The organism is Paenibacillus sp. OSY-SE, assembly GCF_000283315.1.
Lineage (GTDB): Bacteria > Bacillota > Bacilli > Paenibacillales > Paenibacillaceae > Paenibacillus_B > Paenibacillus_B profundus.
The window spans coordinates 53431-73973 of the sequence record NZ_ALKF01000172.1 but is presented as its reverse complement, the minus strand read 5'-3'; the positions used below and the strand labels follow the sequence as shown (position 1 = coordinate 73973).

The window sequence follows — 20543 nt, the reverse complement described above, 5'->3', positions numbered from 1 at the left end:
GGAAACATACTTCGGAAGCATAAGCTTTTCGAGGGTGAATGCAAGATTCGATGCCGAGACCGCTTACAGTTATAACTTCGTGAGCAAAAGGGATCCCTTTTCAGCACCGAGAAGGTTGCAAGAACCCGAAGAAGGAGAAGCGGAATGTAGGCCAGACTACATGAGCATCGGACTTCGAGGGTGAATGCAAGATTCGATGCCGGGACCGCTTACAGTTATACTTCGTGATCAAAAGGGATCTTAGACCGTTTCTTTGCGGTACTCCTTGGGCGCCATACCGACATACTTATGAAACACAATCGCAAAATGGACTTGGCTGTTGAAGCCGGTCATGTCCGCCACCTCGTAAATTTTGTAGCGGTAATCCAGCAAGAGCTCCTTCGCCTTCTCGATGCGTACCTCATTGAGATAATCGAACAGGCCCCGGTTCACTTCCTGCTTGAACAGCCGGCTAACATAGTTCGGGCTCACGTGGAACTGCTCCCCCAAGCTTTTGAGCGAGATCTCTTCCCGATAATTCGTATCGATATATTGCAAAATACCGCGGATGAGCGGACTGTATTCCTTATGCTGCTGCGACAGCTTCTCCGCCAGCCGTTCATTGAACAGCGAATGATAGACAACCGACAGCTCGCTGAAATCCTCAATCTCTTCCAGCCGGTTCGCATCGCCCCAATATTCCTCGCCGTCCTTCAACATGAACAAGAGGCCCTGATAAATTTTGCGGACATCCTTCTCGTCCATGCATTCGCTCTGCTGCAGGAACTGCTCCCACGCGGACAGGCTGCGGGCGAATTCATCGTATTTCTCTTCCTTCAGCCCGTTCTTCATCGCCGCGATATGAGCGTTCACCTGCTCCAGCGCTTGCTCGGCATCCCCGTCCCGGTGCGCCTGGGCATAAAAGATCGGGTCGTTCGGGTGATAGAACTTCCTTGCCAGCGCCTGCTGCGCCTGCATGACCGCCTGGCCGCACTCCTGATACACTTGTACGGGCCCGCTTATTCCGAACACGGTGTCGATGTTGACGAACCTTTTCAGCGCAGCGCTAATGAGATAGACGAGCTCATTCACATGCGCGAACGAGGCTTGCATACTCTTCGTGCCGCTATGGCTCACCAATACGGCATACAGGTTGTCCTCCAACTGCATATATTCCGCCTCTGGCTCTTTCGACAGCAGCTCGGAGACGATGTTGCCGATCGTATTGGGCAGGATGGACGCATTGTCCTTTGTGTACCGCTTAGCGACTTGCGTGTAATTTTTAATCGTGAACAGCAGCGCATACAAGTTGCCCTCCTGCAGCTTCGTCTGCCGGATGCCGTCCAAGCTGCCGCGAACCATCTGGCGCACAACATCCTCCTTGCTCTGAACAGAGCCCCCGCTGAGGCTATGCGATCCTTCGGAACCGGACTCGGCTTCTTCCTTTAATTTGGACAGCACCGCTTCGATCTCTTGCACATTCATGCTCGGCTTATGAAAATAATCCGCGGCCCCCAGCTTCATCGCCTTTTTAACCAGGTTGAAATCGTCAAAGCTGCTCAGAATGATCACCTTCGCCGGAACATGCAGCGCTTTCATTTCCTGCAACACTTCCAGACCGTCCTTCTTCGGCATCTTTATATCAAGCAGGACGACATCCGGCTGCCGCTCCAAAATGAGCTTTATCGCCTCCTCGCCATCAGCGGCTTCGCCCACGATTTCCATGCCGGCCGCTTCCCAGCGGATGGCCGATTTCAACCCGATACGAACCAAGGGCTCGTCATCCACGATTACGATCTTCATTGCAATCCCCCCGTTCTTCCTCTGTAATGACCGGAATGATGATTTTGGCGGTCGTTCCGGCATTCTCTGTGCTCGTCATCCACAGGCCGCAGTCTGTCCCATAGTTCAGCTCGATGCGCGAGCGTATATTTTTCACCCCAATCCCGTTCATCGGATCCGAACCCGGACCGGGCTGCAATTCTTCCAGATCCGCACCTGACATGCCTCTGCCGTTGTCAGCGACAATCATAACGACATGCTCGCCCTCGCGGTGGATGCGAATGCTCAGCTTCCCTTTGTAAGGAATGCCGTCGAAGCCGTGAAAAATCGCATTTTCCACAAGCGGCTGCAGCAGAAATTTCAACGTCTTGTATGGAAGCACCTCCGGGTCAATGTCATACTCCACCTCGAATTTGTTAAGATAACGGAAATCCAATATATTCGTATAGTTCCGGATGAACTCGACTTCCTCCTGAATCGTCACCTCGTCGCTCTCTGCCTTCGCCGTAAACTTGATCACCGAGGAAAAAGCGGTCAACGCCTCTTCGATTCCGGTCGCGCCTTGAATTTTTGCCATCCACTTGATGACATTGAGCGTATTGTACATAAAATGCGGCCGAATCTGCGATTGGAGCGCCAGCAGTTCCAACCGCCGCTTCTCTTGCTCCTCGTCATAGATGCGTTGAATCAGCCGCCGGATTTCCTGCAGCATATGGTCGATCGTGATACTGATTCGGCCCACTTCCCCATGCTGAATATCAATGTTGACGTCCAGCTTGCCTTGGGAGACCTGCTTCATCTTCGCGTTCAAGGCAGAAAGCGGTTTCGTAATACTCGTCGCGATATATATCGAAGCAAGAATGGACAAGGCGAGCAGAACGAGCAGCGAAATGAAAATCGTCCGCACGATAACGTCCACGAACGAGAACAACTCCTGCTTCGGTATAACCGTCACCGCTTGCCAATTCGTCACCTCGGAAGCTGACGTGATAATGTAATTATCGGCATCTTCCCTCGTTTCGAGCTCTCCGCCGCCTGCAGGCTTCCTATTTTCCAGCACGTTTGCTGCCGCCGACCCGATATCCCCCGGATTTTTGCTGTATACGATGTTCTTCTGCTCATCAATTAAATAGAATTGCGTATGCTCCGTGAAGTGAATGCTGCTCCACAAGCCTGCCAGCTTGTCGATGCCGATGTTAAGCAGAATCAAGCCTAGGTTCTCCTTCGTATATGGGTCGACAATGGCGCGGCCAATCGATACGACCGGAGTGTCATGGAACGACATCAGCTTCTCGGGATGGATGCCGACCGGAACGACAAGCCCTTTTTGCTGCAAAATCGTTTGGATAAACGGCTCGCTGTAAAATTCCTGTTCCAAATAACGATGATCCATATAGCCGTTATTACTTCGCCCCACTACGACATGATTGGTGCTCTGATAGATGACGGCCGAGTCCAACAGATCCGTATAGAGCATCATGCTATTTCGAATAATTCCGTTCACCGTATCGAAGTCCCGGCCCCGCTCGTATAACGGATAAGGGAGCGAATCATAATCTTTGCGCATAATTTGAAATATCGTCTGATCCCGCTCGGGGTACATCGCCAGCCGCAGCAAGGGCTGCAGGGACGTGTCGATGTTTTTGGCGATCTGGTTGTTATTATCCACCGCTGCGTCCAAAATCATATTCCGGTTCGAATCCATATACAGCCACGACAACGTGCCGCCGATGATGACGAATGGAATAATGAGAAAGCATGAAAACACGATAATGAGCTTATGCTTCAAGCTTACATTGCGCAGCCGGTTCCTGATGTTCCGCATTCAATCCTCTCCCCGCTGACAGCGCCATTAATGCGCTTACATTGCAAAAAAACAAAAAGCCCATCGCAAGCTGGTTGGCATCGGTGCAGAATCTTAGGTGAGCAGCGTGTGGATGAACTTCTAATCTTAGTGTAACGCATGAGTCAATATACTCAAGGGACACATAATTCCATGTGCTGCGCATCTGGAAACTGATCGGCTAACGGATCGATCAAGGCAGCCTATCTATTGCAACATGAGTTGAGAACTCTATACTGCTCATCTTTCTGGCAAAATGAGTTCATCTTTCTTAGGCGCTTATTGCTCGCGCGGTAACAGCAGCCCCCGAACAGCCCATTGGAAAACCTACAGCGGAAAGCAAGGATTGAGCGGTTAAATGGCAGGGAGACTGCATTTGATCCAATGGATTTGTCAATTGAACAACCAATGATAGTCCCATAAATGTCAAATAACAGAATCGCATTGGACGAATTCCAATGAAGCATCACACCATGAGGTTAGTAGGCTGTTTTCACTGTACAAAATCCAATGGATGAGGCAAAGGAAAGCCCTTCCATCCTTTTGTCCTTATTTCCCTCCCCTCTCTATTGAAAGCGGAACCAACCTTATCTCTACCTTCACTACTAAGAACACCTTCCATTCTCGTAATATCCTAAACTCTAAAATTTATATATTCATAAGTTGACAACTCCCCGGTTCTGTCCTATTATTCATACTATTCCAATCAGATTTAACTATTTTAATTTAGTTAACAACTCATCCTTTTAATGGGATATAGGGAGTTCTCTTTTTTTAAGCTATATACTTACTATTCGGATTACATTACTAAGAATTATAGAGACAGGAGAATAAACGAATATGTATGTGCTAAAACGGCTGTTCACCATGCTGGTTACCCTGTGGATCATCGTCACTTTAACCTTTGTAATCATGCATATTATCCCGGGCGATCCTTTTGCTACCGATTCCAAGGCCATCCCTGAATCCGTCCTGGAAAATATGCGGGCCAGGTACAACTTGGATAAGCCATTGCCCACTCAATATATATTGTATTTGAAAAGCTTGCTTACCTTGGACTTGGGGCCTTCCATTCAATCCAAAACAACAGATGTGAACACCCTGATTGCCAGAGGCTTTCTCCCATCCGCCATATTGGGCATACAGTCCATGCTCTTGGCGCTTGTTGCCGGAACCGCCTTGGGTACTATCGCGGCGCTCAACCATAATCGCACCTTCGACTATATATCCATGTTCGTCGCTATGATCGGCATCTCCATTCCGAGCTTCATCTTAGCCCCGCTGCTGATTAAGTATATGGCGGTGAAATGGGGATTGCTCCCCGTCGCATCTTGGGGAACATGGAGGCATACGATCTTGCCGTCGTTGGCGTTAGCCGTCACTCCCGTGGCAATCATCGCCCGCTTCGTGAGGACCAGCATGCTGGAGGTGCTGCATCAGGAATATATACAGACGGCCGAAGCCAAGGGCTTGTCCACTTGGAAGATAGTAGTTCGGCACGGGCTGCGGAATTCATTGATTCCCGTGTTGTCCTTTATGGGGCCGCTATTCGCCTCGGTCGTCACTGGCACCTTCGTTGTCGAGAAAATTTTCGCCATCCCGGGCATCGGCAAATATTTTGTAGACAGTATTTTCAACCGGGATTATCCCGTCATTATGGGCACGACGATTTTTTACAGCGCCGTCCTGGTGGTCACTTTATTCCTGATAGATATGTCCTATCGGTTCGTCGATCCGAGAATCAAACTAGCCAGCAAAGGAGATTAGCATGAAAGCATCATCAGCCGAATTGGATCATCTGTTTCACCCCATAGACCGGAGCAGCATGGCAGATCAGGTCCTAACCCGGCCAAGCGTTCCCTTATGGAGAGACATGATCCGGAAATTATTGAAAAACAAACTGTCAGTGCTGGGGCTTGCCCTGCTGCTATTGATTATATTGCTCGCGGTGATAGGCCCGTCCTTGCTCCCCCATTCGCCGAGCACACAATCTTTGACGCGAACGAACCTGCCCCCTTCAGCCGAGCATTGGTTCGGCACCGATGATCTGGGGCGGGATGTATGGGCGCGGACCTGGGCCGGTGCCCGAATCTCGCTTACGATCGGCTTTGCCGCGGCGGCCATCGACTTGGTGGTTGGAATTATGGTGGGCGGCGTATCCGGTTATATGGCGGGGCGGGGACGCCTCGGCGATCGGGTGGACAGCATTTTGATGCGCATCGTTGAGATTTTGTACAGCATTCCTTATCTGCTCGTCATTATTTTGCTGCTTGTCATTATGAAGCCCGGAATCATCACGATGATTGTCGCGCTGTCCATTACGGGCTGGGTGGGAATGGCACGGGTGGTGCGCGGCCAGATGCTGCAGTTGAAGCAGCAAGAGTACGTATTGGCAGCGCAAAAGCTGGGAACGTCGCATGCACGCATTATTTTCAAGCACCTGCTTCCGAATGCAGCAGGCATCATTATTGTCAATTTGACGTTTACGATACCGGCGGCCATCTTTTCCGAATCGTTCCTCAGCTTTCTCGGTCTGGGCGTTCAAGCCCCTGCGGCCAGTTGGGGCACGATGGCCAACGATTCACTCGGGGTCATCCTGAGCGGGCAATGGTGGCGGCTGTTTTTCCCCGGATTAATGATTTCGCTCACTATGTTTGCGTTTAATGCATTTGGCGACGGGCTGCAGGATGTCCTGGATCCCCGGTCGCACAATTAAGGAGGTGCGCGCATGAATCATTTGCTGGAGGTTCGTCATCTGAATGTTGCTTTCCGCTCCCGTGAGAGGGAACTTCAAGCCGTGCGTGACGTGTCCTTCCATATCAACGAACAGGAAACATTGGCGATCGTAGGCGAGAGCGGCAGCGGGAAGAGCGTGACGGCCCGGGCTATTATGGGCATGCTTTCCTCTCCCTACGGCTCGATTAAAGGCGGAGAGATTCACTTTCAAGGCCAACCCATTACAGGTCTTAACAAAAGAGCGTTGCGGAAAATAAGGGGCTCCGAGATTGGCATGGTGTTCCAAGATCCAATGTCGTCGCTCAACCCTACCATGAAGATTGGCGCGCAGATTGGCGAGGGATTGCTGCAGCACCAGAAGCTTACCCGGGCCGAGGCGCGGCACAGGACCATCGAATTGCTGCAGTTAGTGGGCATCCCCGACGCAGCCAGTCGGTATCACCAGTATCCGCATGAGTTCAGCGGAGGCATGCGGCAGCGCGTCGCCATTGCGATTGCGCTTGCCTGCAACCCGAAGCTCCTCATCGCAGACGAGCCGACTACCGCGCTGGATGTGACGATACAAGCGCAAATCATGGATATGCTGACCGACTTGCAGGAACGCATGGGCAGCTCCATCCTGCTCATCACCCATGATTTGGGTGTCGTGGCTGAAGTGGCCCATCGCGTTGCCGTGATGTATGCCGGAATTATTGTGGAGACGGGTACGGTAGAAGATATTTTCGAGCGCCCCAGACACCCTTATACCTGGGGACTGCTGCAATCGACACCGAAGCTGGATGCGCCGGATCAGGAGCGCCTCGTACCGATTGAGGGATCTCCGCCCGATCTGTACTCGCCGCCGCAGGGATGTCCGTTCGCACAGCGATGTCCTTACGCGATGGAGGTGTGCGTCCATCATCTGCCTGAAGCCATGTCATTCACTGATAACCATAGCGCGCGGTGCTGGCTGAACGATCCCCGTTCCCCTGTGGAGCACGCGCCTATCGCAGCAAGGAGGAACGAATATGCCGGAGCCCATTCTTGAAATTCATGAGCTGCGCAAGCATTTTCACATCGCTTCCGATCGGGTCGTGAAATCGGTTGACGGAATCAGCTTAACCATCCAACCCGGAGAGACGCTCGGGCTCGTAGGGGAAAGCGGCAGCGGAAAATCAACGCTTGGAAAAACAATCGTGGGACTGCTCGACGCTACATCCGGAAAGGTGGTGTTCAACGGCAAAGACACTGCTCTGGCCCGAGCCAAAGAGAAACGGGAACTGAACCGCAATATGCAAATGATCTTCCAAGACCCGCATGCCTCCCTTAATCCCCGGCTGAGAGTCGGAGATATTATCGCGGAAGGGATTGACGCTCATCGGCTGGCAAGGGGGCAAGCCAGAAAAGAGCGTGTCGCCGATCTTCTGGAACGAGTCGGTCTGCATCCGGATCACGCCTTGCGATTCCCCCATGAATTCAGCGGCGGACAGAGGCAGAGGATCGGCATCGCGCGTGCCTTGGCGGTAAAGCCGCAGTTCATTGTCGCTGATGAACCGATATCTGCGCTCGACGTGTCGATTCAAGCGCAGATTGTCAACCTGCTGAAGGATCTGCAGGCGGAAGAAGGGCTGAGCTATTTGTTCATCGCTCATGATCTGGCCATGGTCAAGCATATTAGCGACAGAATCGGCGTGATGTACTTAGGCAAAATGATGGAGCTGACCGACCGCAGCTCGCTGTTCCGTGAACCGCTCCATCCTTATACGCAGGCGCTTCTCTCGGCAATACCTGCTTCGGATCCTTCCGTAAGAAGGCTGCGCGAAAGAATCGTGCTGCAAGGAGATCCGCCAAGCCCGCTCTCACCGCCAACGGGATGTCCGTTTCACGCCAGATGTCCCGCCGCCACGGATGTGTGTGCGCATCACATGCCGGAAGGCAAGGAGGCGCGCCCCAACCATTGGGTCGCTTGCCATCTATATTAATTTTTAGTAGCCTTTTTGATCACTTACTTATATTAACGGAGGAAAGACAATGAGAAAATGGAACGTAATGATAGCTATTCTACTATTCGCAGCAGCCGCCTTGGCTGGGTGCGCAGGCAAGGATAACAGTGCCGCCAGTCCGTCCGGCGCAGCGCAAGGAACTGCCGAGACCGCTGCTGAGAAGATTCCGCAGGTGCTGACCACGAATCTGTCCGGCGGAGAACCGTATACACTGGATCCTGCCTTCGCATCGGACACGACTTCGTATTTTATTATCGATAATCTGTACGAAGGGCTCTACACCTATGACAAATCCGGAAAAATCGTGGAGGGCGCGGCCAGCAAGGTAGACGTGTCAGCCGACGCCAAGACATACACCTTCACCATCCGCGATGGAGCCAAATGGTCCAACGGCGATCCGGTAACGGCCCAAGACTTCGAGTACTCTTGGAAGCGTATATTGAATCCGAAGACGGCCGCTTATGACCCGTCCTCTCTCTACTACATTAAGGGTGCCGAGGAATATAACACGGGCAAAGGGAACGCGGAAGACGTTGGCGTAACGGCCAAAGATGAACACACGTTAGTTGTGGAATTAAAAGCGCCCCTCAGCATCTTCCCTATTATTGCGGTGGGACATGCCTATCTCCCCGTCCGTTCGACGGTCGTAGACAAGGACGAGAAATGGGCAGCCGAGTCCAACACGATTGTCGGCAACGGGCCTTACGTTCCACAGGAATGGAAGCATAACGAACAGATTACGCTGGCCAAGAACGATCAATATTGGAACAAGGATGCCATCTCGATGGAGACGATTCATTTTAAAATGGTGCAGGACGCAACGACCTACTATCAAATGTACAAAACTGGCGATCTGGACATGATCCTGTCCTTGCCATTGGATACTATTGATCAAGAAAAGCAAAATAAAGAATATTTGTCTCATCCTTCTTTTAGCGTCTATACGTATTCGTTCAACGTGAAGGAAAAACCGTTCACCAATCAAAAAATCAGACAAGCCTTCGCTTACGCCATCGACCGTGAGTCCCTCACGAAAAATGTGACGAAGGGCGGGGAAACGCCTGCTCTCGGATATGTGCCTTATGGGTTGACCAATCCGTCTGGCAAAGACTTCCGCGACGATGCTCCAGAGAAATATTATGAGTTCAATGCTCAAAAAGCGAAAGAATTGCTTGCGGAAGGCTTAAAGGAAGAGGGCTTGACTCAGCTTCCACCGGTGTCGTTCAAGTACAACACGGCGGATAATCACAAGAAAGTGGCGGAAGCTCTACAGGAAATGTTCAAAGAAAATCTGGGCGTGGAAATCAAGCTGGAGAATCAGGAATGGAAGACCTACATCGATACGTTCAAGCAGAAAAACTTCCAAGCTGCCCGGATGGGATGGGAAGGCAACTATTTGGATCCGTTGGGCGTGCTGGGTCATTATACTTCTAGCAACTCCAACAACTTCACGAACTGGAGCAACAAGGAGTACGATAATCTGATTGAAAAGTCCACATACGAATTGGACCCGAACAAGCGGGTTGAATTGCTTCAACAAGCGGAGAAAGTGCTGATGGATGACCTGCCGATCATTCCAATCCTGTTCTCAGCAGACACTGCATTGGTAAGTCCTAAGGTAACAGGCATCATATTCGATGCTCGTTCCAACCCGGATCTGCGCTTTGCAACACGGGTCGGACAATAAATGCTCAAGCGTTATATTGCAGTTACCTTCATGGTGGCGGGTATGCTCTACATCACATATTCGCCATCTGCCTTCGGCAATGCCGCAGACATTGCCATCGTCAATCAGCTATTTTTGTATAGCTTGATTGCGTTGGTCATAGGCGCTAGCAGTTATGTGTTGCACACCGGATTCTTGACACCTGTCTTGCGGGGGTTCGCGGGACTTGGATCACTATTCGTTCAAAAATCAAAAGCGCTGCGGGAAGAAAACGAACGGCTTCAATCCGATAGCTCCCTGCTCGCTTGGAAAGTCTCTATTTCCCGCAAGTTGGCAGCTTACGCTTTGGGCGGCGGCTCCGGCATGCTGATCGGGTCTGTAAGTCTCCTGCTCTTCTATTTTTGAATTTGCCTCATCATATGATCTGATCATACAGACAGGCTATCCTTTGCGTAGATTTTGTTCTACAGTAGGGATAGCCTGTTGCTTCGGGTTGGGCGACCTTCCCCATTTTAACCCTGACATCGATATTGACGAAGGACCTGTTCCGGTCAGAGGACTAAGAACACAGCTTAAGGAAGCAGACGGTGTGCTTTTATGTACACCGGAATATGGGAACGGTGTGCCTGGCGTTTTGAAAAACGCCCTGGATTGGCTCGTATCTACAACCGAGTTTATGAATAAACCTACAGCGGTAATCAGTGCCTCACCAACTCCAATGGGCGGGGATAAAGCTCATGCTTCACTTCTGCTTACACTTAAAATGATTAATGCTGAGATTGTAGAGAGAGGAACATTGATCATACCGCACATCACTTTGAAACTGAATAAAGAAGGCATTATTGCGGATCCAAAACTAAAGCAGGAGTTATTATCCGTGCTCCAGGCACTTGAGCAGGCTTGTTACTAAGGCTAGAAGATTACAAACCATGAAATGAGAATTGTTGACGGGGACTGCTTCATTCGTTCCTTTGCTTCACTCTCCCCATCCTTCAGAAAGAAGCACGGCCAAGAGTCGCTAGGCAATCGGCGTCACCATTGTGCGCTTTATGCTAACGCTGGGCAGCTGACATCACCATTGTCCGCTTTATGCCCACGCTGGGCAGCTGACATCACCATTGTCCGCTTTATGCCCACGCTGGGCAACTGACATCACCATTGTCCGCTTTATGCCATAGCATCTATACGAATCAGCATATGCCGTATCCGCGCCAACATCCTTTCTGACTGTATGGGAGAATGGACAAAGGATACGAAAGGTCATACCACGGTAAGTGCAACCTGAATGACAGGGAGAGTGAGTAGAACATGCAATAGAGCAGCCCCATTTTGGATACAGTCTCCCAATTTCGGTCATATGTGCATGAAGTTACTACTGACGCAAAAAACCCGCAAGCAATGTGCGGGATACGAATTGGTGTATATCTGGCCCGGACTGGATGTATCAATGATGCGATGCGAGCCGCAGGATTCGGCACCAGCTAGGATGCGCTTCTAAATGGATGTCAGCGGTATCCGTTACTTGAACCATCCCTTTTCCTTGAACCGCGTGATGGCTTCGATCCGATTGCTGACATTGAGCTTATCGAGGATAACGGAAATGTAATTGCGGACGGTCCCCGTTGTAATATACAGCTGCTCGGCGATTTCCTTCGTATTTTTACCGTCAGCGATAAGCCCCAGCACTTCCTTCTCCCGCTCGGTCAACGGATTCTCTTCACTGTATGCCTCATCCACCAGCTCCGATGCATAGATGCGCCGGCCGGCCATAATGCTGCGTATCGAGTCAGCCAGTTCCTCACTGGGACTGTCTTTCAACAAGTAGCCGTTCGCACCCGCCTTCAAAGCCCGCTCAAAATATCCGGCTCTGGCAAAAGTGGTTAATATCATCACCTTGCAACCGCATCCCTTTAGCTCCTCAGCCGCGTCTAACCCGCTTTTCCCCGGCATTTCAATGTCCATAATGCAAATATCCGGCTTATGCAGGTGAACCAACTGTACGGCCTCCTCACCATTGCGTGCTCTGCCAACGACACTCATATCCTCTTCCAGATCAAGTAGGGAAGCAAGAGCGCCCAGCAGCATCCGCTGGTCTTCGGCGATTACAATTCGAATCATATCCCCACCTCCTTTTCCGGTTGCTTGAATACGTTCGGCACTTTAATTACGATCATCGTTCCATTGTTTGATACGATTTCCATACTTCCGTTCACAAACTCAAGCCGTTCTTTCATGCCCCGCAGCCCATTTCCTCTCGCGTAGACGGAATCCCCTGCTATGCCGATCCCATTGTCCTTCACCTTGACACTCAGCTCGGTATGTGATGGCTCAATGACGATCGAGCAAGACGAAGCATTGCTATGCTTCACGATGTTGGTCACCGCTTCCTTCAAGCACATGCTCAACACATTTTCGTTCAACAGAGAGGTGTTGGACAGCGTTTGGTCGCCTTCCAAGGTGAATTCAATTTCTGCCGCCTTCAAAATCTGCTTGATTCGAAACATCTCATCCTCTAATCTCGTACCCCGCATTTGGGTGACCATTTCCCGAACTTCCTTTAATGCGCTTCTGGCCGTTTGACGGACATCGTTGATCTCGGATTGGGCTTGGGTCGGGTTCTTGCTTATTAATTTGCCGGCTAAATCGCTCTTCAGACCTATTAAGGAGAGCTTCTGACCAAGTGTATCATGGAGGTCACGGGCGATTCGTTGGCGTTCTTCCAGCTTGACCAGTTCGGAAATCCTTTTATTCGCATCCTCCAGCTGATCCTGTAGTTTTTCTCGCTTGTTGCGGTTGTAAGTGGTGACAGGAAGGAGAATCACGCCGATCAGACTAACAAGGACAAACGGCAGCTGGGAAATCAATACAGGGTTTTTCGTTACAAAGCCAAAGTTAATCGTTGCGATCGTGCTGACGAGATGGATGGTGTACAACGTAAAAAATCCGATCCGGTGTTGGATATTCCCTATAAAAAACGCTAAGAAGAGTGAGAAATACACATAGCCGAACCACAAGGTCATCGTAATGGAGATCAATATTTGCACGGATGTCCAAAAGTACATCAGCCAACCTTTTGAAATAAAGGAAAGCACGTAGCAAATAAAGAACATCAGAATCATAACGATGCCAATTACAACTTCGTACGTGGAAGAGGCGCGAAAAATGAAATAAAACGGGAGGATGTAAAAGACGACCCACACATACGGACTAAGACCCGTGCTTTTGTGAAAAATCTGATACCACTTCTGCATGGTCGTCCCCCCTTTTCTTCGCTGAACTATTTAATTGTATATTAACACAAACGTTTATGAGCGCGTTTATTTTCCCTGCACGCTTGGGGTGCGGCTTTTCATCGTTTCGGCCACAGAATTAGGCTTGCGCAGCACATGCTTGATATCTTTAAAACCGACAAACGTTTTATTTTGTTCATCCCACAGTCGGAAACGGAGCGACTTCAGGCTAGTCCCGATTGTAATCGTCGTTGCTTTCTGCAGGGGTGGAGTTGCATTATGCGCCTTCTCTAGGTTATAGTTTGGCACTTTGGGGCTCAAATGATGAACGTGATGGAACCCAATATTACCGGTTACCCATTGCAAAATCTTAGGCAGCTTATAATAAGAGCTTCCTTCCACGGCAGCCTTCACATAGCTCCACTCATCTTCGTTCTCGAAGTAAGAATCCTCAAACTGATGCTGGACATAAAACAACCAGATCCCCAACATGCCAGATAAGAAAAAGATCGGTCCCTGGACCATGACAAACGCCTGCCATCCAATGGCCCAGCACAGCAGCGCGTACAGAGCGACGATGGATACATTCGTTACGTAAGTGCTGATTCGCTCTTTCCGCTTCGCTCCTTTGCGGTTAAAGCGGTATGAAAATAGAAAAATAAAAATCGGTCCGAGCCCCAGCATTACAAATGGATTCCGATATATCCGATAAGCAATTCGCTTCATTAAGGGAGCTGCGGCATATTCGTCTATGGTAAGAACCCACATATCTCCGGTTCCCCGTTTATCGAGATTACTGCTCGTTGCATGATGAATCGAATGACTATTTTTCCACTGTTGATACGGAACGAGTGTAATGACACCCGTGATGGTGCCAAGTATATCATTGGCTAGGCGGCTTTTGAAGAACGATTGATGACAGCAGTCATGGAAAATGATAAAGGTCCGGATAACAAACCCTGAAGCGACGATCGCAATGGGAATGGTAAGCCAGTACGATACAGAAAGGCTTAAATACGCTGCATACCAGAGCAGCACTAAAGGCACCAAGGTGTTAATAATTTGCCGAATGCTAGATTTCAAATCGATTTTTTCATATGGTGCGACATTTTTCTTTAAGCTGGATAGTTTGGATTGAGTCATCGTATGTTTTTCCTCCTAGGGTATGACACTTGGGGAACATATCCGAACAACAACGGCAGATTCCTATCTTCAGTATAGAAAATACAACCAGCTTGTTGTAGTCATAAACGTCAAGTCGAGAGTATGACAAATGTCATATAGGGAGGCGGAGCATACGTGATGCATCAGCATTTATTTAGGTTCATGCCAAAAGAGTCATGGGACTCTATCCCATGACCCTCTCATCCTCCTGATTACGCTGCTAAAATGTTCAAGCGCTGCCAAGCGCGCTTCCTCCACCTGCGCAGCATCACAAGCACCCGCACCCATTCATCAATGGCGAACGCCAACCAGATACCTGTCAGCCCCAGCTCGAATACAATCCCGAATACATAGGCCAACGGCACGCTGATCCCCCACATGGACACCAAGCCGATGAGCACCGGAAACTTGACATCGCCCGCCGCATTCAAGGAACTAATGAGCACCATGTTGCAGGCACGGGCTGGCTCCAGCAGAATGGACAAGAACATGAGCTGCTTGCCGAGCCGCATAATTTCCGGATCGGATGTGAAGAGACCGATCAATAGATCGGACAGACTGTACAGGAGGATGCCCACAGCAAGCGACACAAGAACCGCCAGCTTCAGATGGCGAATGCCGGATTGATAGGCATCATCCTTGCGCATGCTCCCAATCAAGTAGCCAACCATAATTTGCGTGCCTTGGCCAATCGCCATTGAAAAGACGAAGACGAAGGACGTAATGTTTTGCGTATAAATCTTGGTCGTCAATGCTGCCGCGCCCAATAAGGCTACTAAATACGTGATGACCACCTGGGACAGATTATAGGATACGTGCTCGCCTGCCGATGGTATACCCAGCTTGAAGATCAGATGAAGGTTCCCCTTTCTCATATGAAAAGGATTCATCAGTCGCACCGGCTGCTCCAGCCGCCGATTGCACACAGCCCAATAAGCAGCCAAAGCGATAGCCCGGCTGATCCAAGTGGATATAGCCACGCCTTCCACGCCTAGAATCGGCATCCCGAACGGTTCCATTAGAACCAAATAGTTGCCGAGAATATGCAGCAGATTGACGCCGAACGAGATGACCATCATGTCCTTCACCATTCCCCGGCAGCGCAGCATCGTACCGAGCGTCATATTAATGGCGATCATGAACACGGAGCTGCCGACGATGGACAAATAAGCGCTGCCTTCTGCCAGCAAATCGGGAGGCAGCTTGAACAGGAGCAGGAACACGTCCGCATATGCGCACAATACTGCGCTGAACAGAAGACCGATCATCAAATTCAACGTGAGGGCCGTTCTGCTGATTGCATCCGCTTCGTGCAGCTTGCCCGCGCCAATCCATTGATTGAGCACGACACTCGTGCCCACGGTAACGAATCCGAACATAAGGCCGACTACCGTCAGTATCTGATTGGCTACGCCAACGGCCGCCACAGCTCCGTCGGAATAGCTGCTCAGCATCATCGTATCCGCAGTGCCGAGCAGCATTCCGAACAGAGACTCCATGAAGATCGGCCATGTCAAGGACAGGATGCCGTAGCGAGAGCTATACGCCTGGCTCATATCTGGCGACACTCCCGTCATCCAACCGGATCCATGTCTGGAAACGGTGTTGCCCCTCGAGCAGGCGAATAATACGGGCTCCCCGCTGCAGTGTGCCGTAACCGCCGTATCCTGTCACTCTTCCGTATCCGAGCCGAATCCCGTGCAATGCGCCTACATAATCGTTATCGTGATCATGGCCGGCGAAGGCGCCCATGACATCTCCCTTCTCGGCCATCGCCGTGAACAGCCCGCTGTTCAGACGGGGGCAGCATACGGCTTCATGCCTAATGCCTGAGGCTTGACCGGATTCCCAAGCTTCCTTGTACTCCGGTATCGGAATATGGAAGAAGGCCAAGCTCGGCAAGGGGCTGCCGTTCTGCTGATGATAACGAAGCGACTCCCGGCGATACCAATCCACTTGAACCGGATGAATCCATGCGTATCCCCCGACGGATGCGGGAGCCATATCACCCGAATCGAACAAATACAGCAGGGCTGCATCGGATGAATCCGCTGACGACTTCACCGTAAGGCTGTAGTTGCCGACCCCGTGAATATCCATCGGCCCGGATTGCGATATCGAGAGCCGATAAGCCGCTATTCCCTCCAGCAGCTGCTCTCGGGTCGCGCTGCTCTCCGCGTCATGATTGCCGAAGATGACGGCAAACGGCACCTGCCTCCGCTCCGGGACTGCGGCGATCCGAAGCAGCGCGGCGATGGGCTGCTCCACTTCCTTCCCGTACAGCATATCGCCGGAATAGACGATCAGATCGGGCTGCTCCGCCTCGATGATGCGCTCGGTCAAGGCCAAGGTGCGAGAGTCCTCTTCGTCCTTGCCGCCTCCGACATGCAGGTCGGTGAACTGAACGATTGTAAATGTGCCATCTGGGCGAAATTTCAACGGAATGCTCATCTCAATAAGTCACCCCTGTTCCAGGAACAGCGGCTGCGAGAACGCTCCGAAGCCCCCCTCCAAATAGACAGCCATCCGCACATACCCTTCATCCCCCTTGCAGTCGTACACAATCTGCTTGAACCTGCCCGTCTCCTCATGAAGCACCCTTCCGTTCTGGCCGATGAGCGTTGCGTACTTGTACATCCCATCCAGATGAACGTCGGACGGCAGCTCTGCCACGATGGTCGATCCTTCCGTACGGATAGACTCGAAGCCGTATCCGGTAGACACGTAGAAGCTGCCGTGGCGAATTGCGCTCAGCACCGCTTCTCTGGTGTTCTCGCGGGCGTACACCATATTCCACGCTCTGCGTTCTTGGCCGTACGCATGGAAGTCGTCGTTGCCGAAGCCCCACACCTTCCGTCCTGAGGACAGCAGGGCATCCCACTTGTCGAATGCAATGTCATATTGCGGATGACCGTCGCCATTGATGACTTCGATGCCTGTATAAGACGACAGCCGGAGCATATCTGTGAATTTCCAGTATTGGGAGAAATACCGATTCGGATGAACCAGCACCGATATCCCGCCGTTCTCCAGACACATTGCAGACAGACGCTCGTAATTGCCAATCGTGAACTCGTTCGTATAATCGTCCATCAGCGTATCCGGCGGCTGCACCAGCAGCATGTGCGCCTGCGGGCTGCTCACCTCAATCGCTTCGAACAGGGTCGGAATCGGGCTCTCGTCCGTATGCGGCGTAATCTGATCATGATCGGAAATACCCAGAAAATCATAATCATTGTACATCCGGTATACCGTTGCCAAAGGATGATGACCGTCGCTGTTCGTCGTATGGTTGTGGAAGCTTCCCCGCAGCCACAGTCCTTCTTGTGCATATGGATTTCTAATGTTCATGCAGCCAGCCTCCTGTCATGATGAGCAAAGTAGTTGGGTTAAGCACAATACGAAAATCTTCTATTCCTTCATCGAGCCGATCATCACGCCCTTGGCAAAATACTTCTGCAAAAACGGATATACGAGGACAATCGGCGTAATGACGATAATGATGGTCGCCATTTTCAGAGATGTACCGGTAACCTGCATCTTGTCCAGCATCTGCATCTGCAGCGAACCCGCCGAGCTCATCAGCGTCTCAGTCAGCGCCTGCTGCTTCGTGAGCATTTCCTGCAGCAGCGTTGACAATGGCTTCAGGTTCGGATCGCGCACATAGAAGGCGCCCGTGAACCAATCATTCCAGTGCCCTACCGCGTTGAACAAAGAGATGGCGGCAATGACGGGCTTGCTCGTAGGCAGAATGACGCGGGTAAATATCCCGATATCGCTGCAGCCGTCGATCCGCGCCGCCTCTTCAAGTCCTTCCGGCATCTGCTGAAAGAACGAGCGCATAATCATCATGTTCCATACACTGTACAGGGCCGGTATGACGTACACCCATATGCTGTTCGTCAGATGAAGCTCCTTCAGCACGATGTAGTAAGGGATGAGCCCGCCGCTGAACAGCATCGTAAAGAACACGAAGAAGGTAAGCTGCTTCTGGCCGGGCAACGTCTTGCTCTTGAGCGCGTAAGCCGCCATCGCCGTCAGCAGCACGCTTAGAAAGGTGCCTAAAATGGTGCGAAATATCGAGATGAAGAAGCCGTTCACGATGTTGGATTGGCTGAACACTTCCTTGAAGTTGTCCAGCGTGAACTCCCGCGGCCAGAAGTAAATGCCGCCCTTGGCCGCGTCCGTCCCCACGTTCAACGATAGCGCCAGCACGTTCAATGTCGGCAAAATAATGGACAAGCACAACAATACAAGCAAGCCGTAATTCAGAAACGTCATGAGCCCTCCGAACGTTGCCGGAAGCGGCGCAGCCGTCTTTCTCATCATCGTCCCTCCAATCATTCATGGATGGAGAGCCCCCCACCCAGCGGTGGAAGGCCTCTCCTCTTGCCCGCTTCCTTCCAATTAGAACAGAAGCTTCGTCTTCGGATCTTGATCCTTCTCTTTCAACAGCTTGATATAATCTTCAAGTCCAGCCGTCTTCAACTGCGCCGCCGCGCTGTCGAGAATTGCTTTCGCTTCGTTCAGGTCCTTCGCATAGTACGCGCGGATTAAGCTTTCCTTGTACTTGTCAAGCGCCATGTTCAACTGAGTTCCTTTGCCGAACTCGCCGATGAATGCCAGTGCGGCATAGCCGTCCTTAATGTTCGCTTGCTGCTTTTTCTCGTCGTAACGCCAATACTGCGCGATTTCCAACGGACCTTTGTTCACATCCGGCTTGGCAGCTTCTCCGTAGCTCGCTTCGCCGAAGTCAGCCAGGTCGTTCAAGTCCGTGCCGCCAAGATACCAGCCCCAATCGTTGCCTACACCGGCGAAGCCGAGTTCCTTCGCCTTGACTGGATCCTTATCCAACAGATCGAGCACTTCTTGCTTCGGCACTGGATTGCCCTTCGCATCCAAGTCATAGTCGCGGCCTTCCAGCCCATACTTCCAGAGCAGCTTGCCTTCACGGCTCGCCAGGAAGTCGGCCAGCTTCACGATATCTTCCGGATTGTTCGTTGTCTTCGGAATAGACCATGCGCCGTAACCGCCCTTATACGTCAAGTTCATCTGGTATGGGCCGTCCACTGAATTCAACGGTCCGAGCGGAATATACCGGTTGTCCTTGTTCTCGATGACATAGTTATGCACGTCCCCGATTATAGCGAAGGAATCGTTCAGTACGCCCTCTTTCGCCCGATTCTCTTCCATCGAATAATATTCGGGGTGCATCAGCTTCTCACGGATGAGCTTCTGCACGAATTCAGCGCGCTTCAGACCGTACTCCGTCTGGCTTTCATGCAGAATGACGCCATTCCCGTCCCGCTTGAAGCCTTCACCGTTGAAGCCTGTCCACACCAAGTCGTTATACAGGACATCCCGGTCAATGCCTCCCCATACCGTCGGCCCGATTGGATAGATATCTTTGCCGTTCTTGTCCTTGAAGTTACCGTCCTTAATCTTCTTGGCCAATTCATAGAGCTGCTCCGACGTCGTGATAGAACGTGGATCTACGCCGAGCGAATCGGCAATATCCTTGCGGATATAGGGACCCGGTACGTACTTCCGGACCTCATATCCTCCCTCACGCGGGATATTCAGATGAATCGTATAGGCCGATCCATTGAATTCCGGCCGGAATAGCACGCCGTATTTTGTATCAAGCGGCAAATAATCGTCTTCTGTGTATTTCTTGTATATGTTCGTGTCCTTCAGGAAAGGCGCCAAATCATGGAACATGTCCTCGCGAGCCGCCTTGTTCACAAGCTCCATCTCCGGACGTCCGCTATGGTTCAGATAGTATCCGATGAAGTCCGGCAAGTCGCCAGCGGCCAGTCCTGCCGCTAGCGCTTTCTTCGACCCGTCATGTCCGACCGCCTGCAATTCCAGTTCGATCCCGGTCATTTCTTTCAATTTCTTGGCAATGTCCGGGTTCATACCTTCGGTAACATCGCTGCCCATGAAGATAAGACCCTTAATCTTGCGATCGGCTATCCACGTAGAAGGCTTCCCTGCGGCTGCTTCCTTTTCCGTGCCGGCCTCCTTCGCCGAACTCGGTTCGCTAGAGCCGCCGCATGCCGTCAACAGGATGGAAAATACAATCGTCAGTGCCGTCAATTTGGACCAAAGATGCGTTCGATTCAATGTCATTTCTACTCCCTCTCCTCTGGGTTGAATAT

General features: G+C 51.2%; 17 protein-coding genes and 1 pseudogene. 8 read left to right on the top strand and 10 right to left on the bottom strand.

All coding sequences use genetic code 11. From position 1 onward, the window contains the following. On the top strand, positions 1 to 184 hold a 184-nt coding region (locus A372_RS38545), incomplete at its 5' end, for a hypothetical protein (RefSeq protein WP_237728514.1). A gap of 56 nt (positions 185 to 240) precedes the next feature. Here A372_RS38545 and A372_RS0111165 read toward each other — a convergent pair. Both A372_RS0111165 and A372_RS0111160 read right to left on the bottom strand, forming a co-directional pair. After that, entirely contained in the window at positions 241 to 1782 is a 1542-nt protein-coding gene (locus tag A372_RS0111165; protein ID WP_019420932.1) for a response regulator transcription factor, read from the bottom strand. After that, complete coding sequence (locus A372_RS0111160) at positions 1760 to 3586, bottom strand: sensor histidine kinase (RefSeq protein WP_019420931.1); 1827 nt, start codon at positions 3584 to 3586, stop codon at positions 1760 to 1762. Before A372_RS0111160 ends, A372_RS0111165 begins: the two co-directional genes overlap by 23 nt. Positions 3587 to 4444: 858 nt before the next feature. On the opposite strand from A372_RS0111160, the gene A372_RS0111155 reads away from it, so the two are divergent. The 7 genes and pseudogenes from A372_RS0111155 to A372_RS38540 all read left to right on the top strand — a co-directional run. Beyond that, positions 4445 to 5371 (top strand): ABC transporter permease, encoded by a 927-nt coding sequence (locus A372_RS0111155; RefSeq protein ID WP_019420930.1) that lies wholly within the window; start codon positions 4445 to 4447, stop codon positions 5369 to 5371. A 1-nt stretch (position 5372) separates the two neighbouring features. After that, positions 5373 to 6320, top strand: coding sequence for an ABC transporter permease (locus A372_RS0111150; protein WP_019420929.1), 948 nt, complete (start codon positions 5373 to 5375; stop codon positions 6318 to 6320). 12 nt (positions 6321 to 6332) lie between these two features. Beyond that, positions 6333 to 7367 carry an ABC transporter ATP-binding protein gene (locus tag A372_RS0111145; RefSeq protein WP_019420928.1) on the top strand — a complete coding sequence of 345 codons (1035 nt, stop codon included), beginning with the start codon at positions 6333 to 6335 and terminating at the stop codon, positions 7365 to 7367. Next, a complete protein-coding gene (locus tag A372_RS0111140; protein WP_019420927.1) occupies positions 7348 to 8301 on the top strand; it encodes an ABC transporter ATP-binding protein in 954 nt (317 codons plus the stop codon). Before A372_RS0111145 ends, A372_RS0111140 begins: the two co-directional genes overlap by 20 nt. Positions 8302 to 8350: 49 nt before the next feature. Further along, the gene (locus tag A372_RS0111135; RefSeq protein WP_019420926.1) at positions 8351 to 10009 is read left to right on the top strand and encodes a peptide ABC transporter substrate-binding protein; all 1659 of its coding nucleotides are present in this window, start codon (positions 8351 to 8353) and stop codon (positions 10007 to 10009) included. Then, entirely contained in the window at positions 10010 to 10393 is a 384-nt protein-coding gene (locus tag A372_RS0111130) for a DUF3899 domain-containing protein (protein ID WP_019420925.1), read from the top strand. Positions 10394 to 10478: 85 nt separating this feature from the next. Then, positions 10479 to 10898 (top strand): annotated as a pseudogene (locus A372_RS38540) (NADPH-dependent FMN reductase); the annotation flags it as partial. 608 nt (positions 10899 to 11506) lie between these two features. On the opposite strand, the gene A372_RS0111120 reads toward A372_RS38540, so the two are convergent. The 8 genes from A372_RS0111120 to A372_RS0111085 all read right to left on the bottom strand — a co-directional run bounded on the left by A372_RS0111120 (position 11507) and on the right by A372_RS0111085 (position 20514). Further along, entirely contained in the window at positions 11507 to 12106 is a 600-nt protein-coding gene (locus A372_RS0111120) for a response regulator transcription factor (RefSeq protein ID WP_019420923.1), read from the bottom strand. Next, positions 12103 to 13239 carry a sensor histidine kinase gene (locus tag A372_RS0111115; RefSeq protein ID WP_019420922.1) on the bottom strand — a complete coding sequence of 379 codons (1137 nt, stop codon included), beginning with the start codon at positions 13237 to 13239 and terminating at the stop codon, positions 12103 to 12105. The genes A372_RS0111120 and A372_RS0111115 overlap by 4 nt, the downstream gene beginning before the upstream one ends. A 66-nt stretch (positions 13240 to 13305) precedes the next feature. Continuing rightward, positions 13306 to 14361, bottom strand: coding sequence for a fatty acid desaturase (locus A372_RS0111110; protein ID WP_019420921.1), 1056 nt, complete (start codon positions 14359 to 14361; stop codon positions 13306 to 13308). 233 nt (positions 14362 to 14594) lie between these two features. Then, on the bottom strand, positions 14595 to 15938 hold the full coding sequence (locus A372_RS0111105) for an MATE family efflux transporter (RefSeq protein ID WP_019420920.1): 1344 nt from the start codon (positions 15936 to 15938) through the stop codon (positions 14595 to 14597). Beyond that, positions 15922 to 16833 (bottom strand): metallophosphoesterase family protein, encoded by a 912-nt coding sequence (locus A372_RS0111100; RefSeq protein WP_019420919.1) that lies wholly within the window; start codon positions 16831 to 16833, stop codon positions 15922 to 15924. The genes A372_RS0111105 and A372_RS0111100 overlap by 17 nt, the downstream gene beginning before the upstream one ends. A 9-nt stretch (positions 16834 to 16842) precedes the next feature. Continuing rightward, positions 16843 to 17733: a CehA/McbA family metallohydrolase gene (locus A372_RS0111095; protein WP_019420918.1), complete on the bottom strand. Its 891-nt coding sequence runs from the start codon at positions 17731 to 17733 to the stop codon at positions 16843 to 16845. A gap of 60 nt (positions 17734 to 17793) precedes the next feature. Then, entirely contained in the window at positions 17794 to 18663 is an 870-nt protein-coding gene (locus A372_RS0111090; protein ID WP_026011011.1) for a carbohydrate ABC transporter permease, read from the bottom strand. A gap of 126 nt (positions 18664 to 18789) precedes the next feature. Beyond that, positions 18790 to 20514, bottom strand: coding sequence for an extracellular solute-binding protein (locus A372_RS0111085; protein ID WP_019420916.1), 1725 nt, complete (start codon positions 20512 to 20514; stop codon positions 18790 to 18792). Positions 20515 to 20543 lie beyond the last annotated feature (29 nt).

What these genes read in the sequence shown, in the direction of transcription:
- A372_RS0111105 (WP_019420920.1), bottom strand. Translation starts at nt 15,938, where the DNA reads ATGAGCCAGGCGTATAGCTCTCGCTACGGCATCCTGTCCTTGACATGG.
- A372_RS0111130 (WP_019420925.1), top strand. Translation starts at nt 10,010, where the DNA reads ATGCTCAAGCGTTATATTGCAGTTACCTTCATGGTGGCGGGTATGCTC.
- A372_RS0111120 (WP_019420923.1), bottom strand. Translation starts at nt 12,106, where the DNA reads ATGATTCGAATTGTAATCGCCGAAGACCAGCGGATGCTGCTGGGCGCT.
- A372_RS0111090 (WP_026011011.1), bottom strand. Translation starts at nt 18,663, where the DNA reads ATGACGTTTCTGAATTACGGCTTGCTTGTATTGTTGTGCTTGTCCATT.
- A372_RS0111095 (WP_019420918.1), bottom strand. Translation starts at nt 17,733, where the DNA reads ATGAACATTAGAAATCCATATGCACAAGAAGGACTGTGGCTGCGGGGA.
- A372_RS0111165 (WP_019420932.1), bottom strand. Translation starts at nt 1,782, where the DNA reads ATGAAGATCGTAATCGTGGATGACGAGCCCTTGGTTCGTATCGGGTTG.
- A372_RS0111150 (WP_019420929.1), top strand. Translation starts at nt 5,373, where the DNA reads ATGAAAGCATCATCAGCCGAATTGGATCATCTGTTTCACCCCATAGAC.
- A372_RS0111160 (WP_019420931.1), bottom strand. Translation starts at nt 3,586, where the DNA reads ATGCGGAACATCAGGAACCGGCTGCGCAATGTAAGCTTGAAGCATAAG.
- A372_RS0111140 (WP_019420927.1), top strand. Translation starts at nt 7,348, where the DNA reads ATGCCGGAGCCCATTCTTGAAATTCATGAGCTGCGCAAGCATTTTCAC.
- A372_RS0111135 (WP_019420926.1), top strand. Translation starts at nt 8,351, where the DNA reads ATGAGAAAATGGAACGTAATGATAGCTATTCTACTATTCGCAGCAGCC.
- A372_RS0111145 (WP_019420928.1), top strand. Translation starts at nt 6,333, where the DNA reads ATGAATCATTTGCTGGAGGTTCGTCATCTGAATGTTGCTTTCCGCTCC.
- A372_RS0111115 (WP_019420922.1), bottom strand. Translation starts at nt 13,239, where the DNA reads ATGCAGAAGTGGTATCAGATTTTTCACAAAAGCACGGGTCTTAGTCCG.
- A372_RS0111085 (WP_019420916.1), bottom strand. Translation starts at nt 20,514, where the DNA reads ATGACATTGAATCGAACGCATCTTTGGTCCAAATTGACGGCACTGACG.
- A372_RS0111110 (WP_019420921.1), bottom strand. Translation starts at nt 14,361, where the DNA reads ATGACTCAATCCAAACTATCCAGCTTAAAGAAAAATGTCGCACCATAT.
- A372_RS0111100 (WP_019420919.1), bottom strand. Translation starts at nt 16,833, where the DNA reads ATGAGCATTCCGTTGAAATTTCGCCCAGATGGCACATTTACAATCGTT.
- A372_RS0111155 (WP_019420930.1), top strand. Translation starts at nt 4,445, where the DNA reads ATGTATGTGCTAAAACGGCTGTTCACCATGCTGGTTACCCTGTGGATC.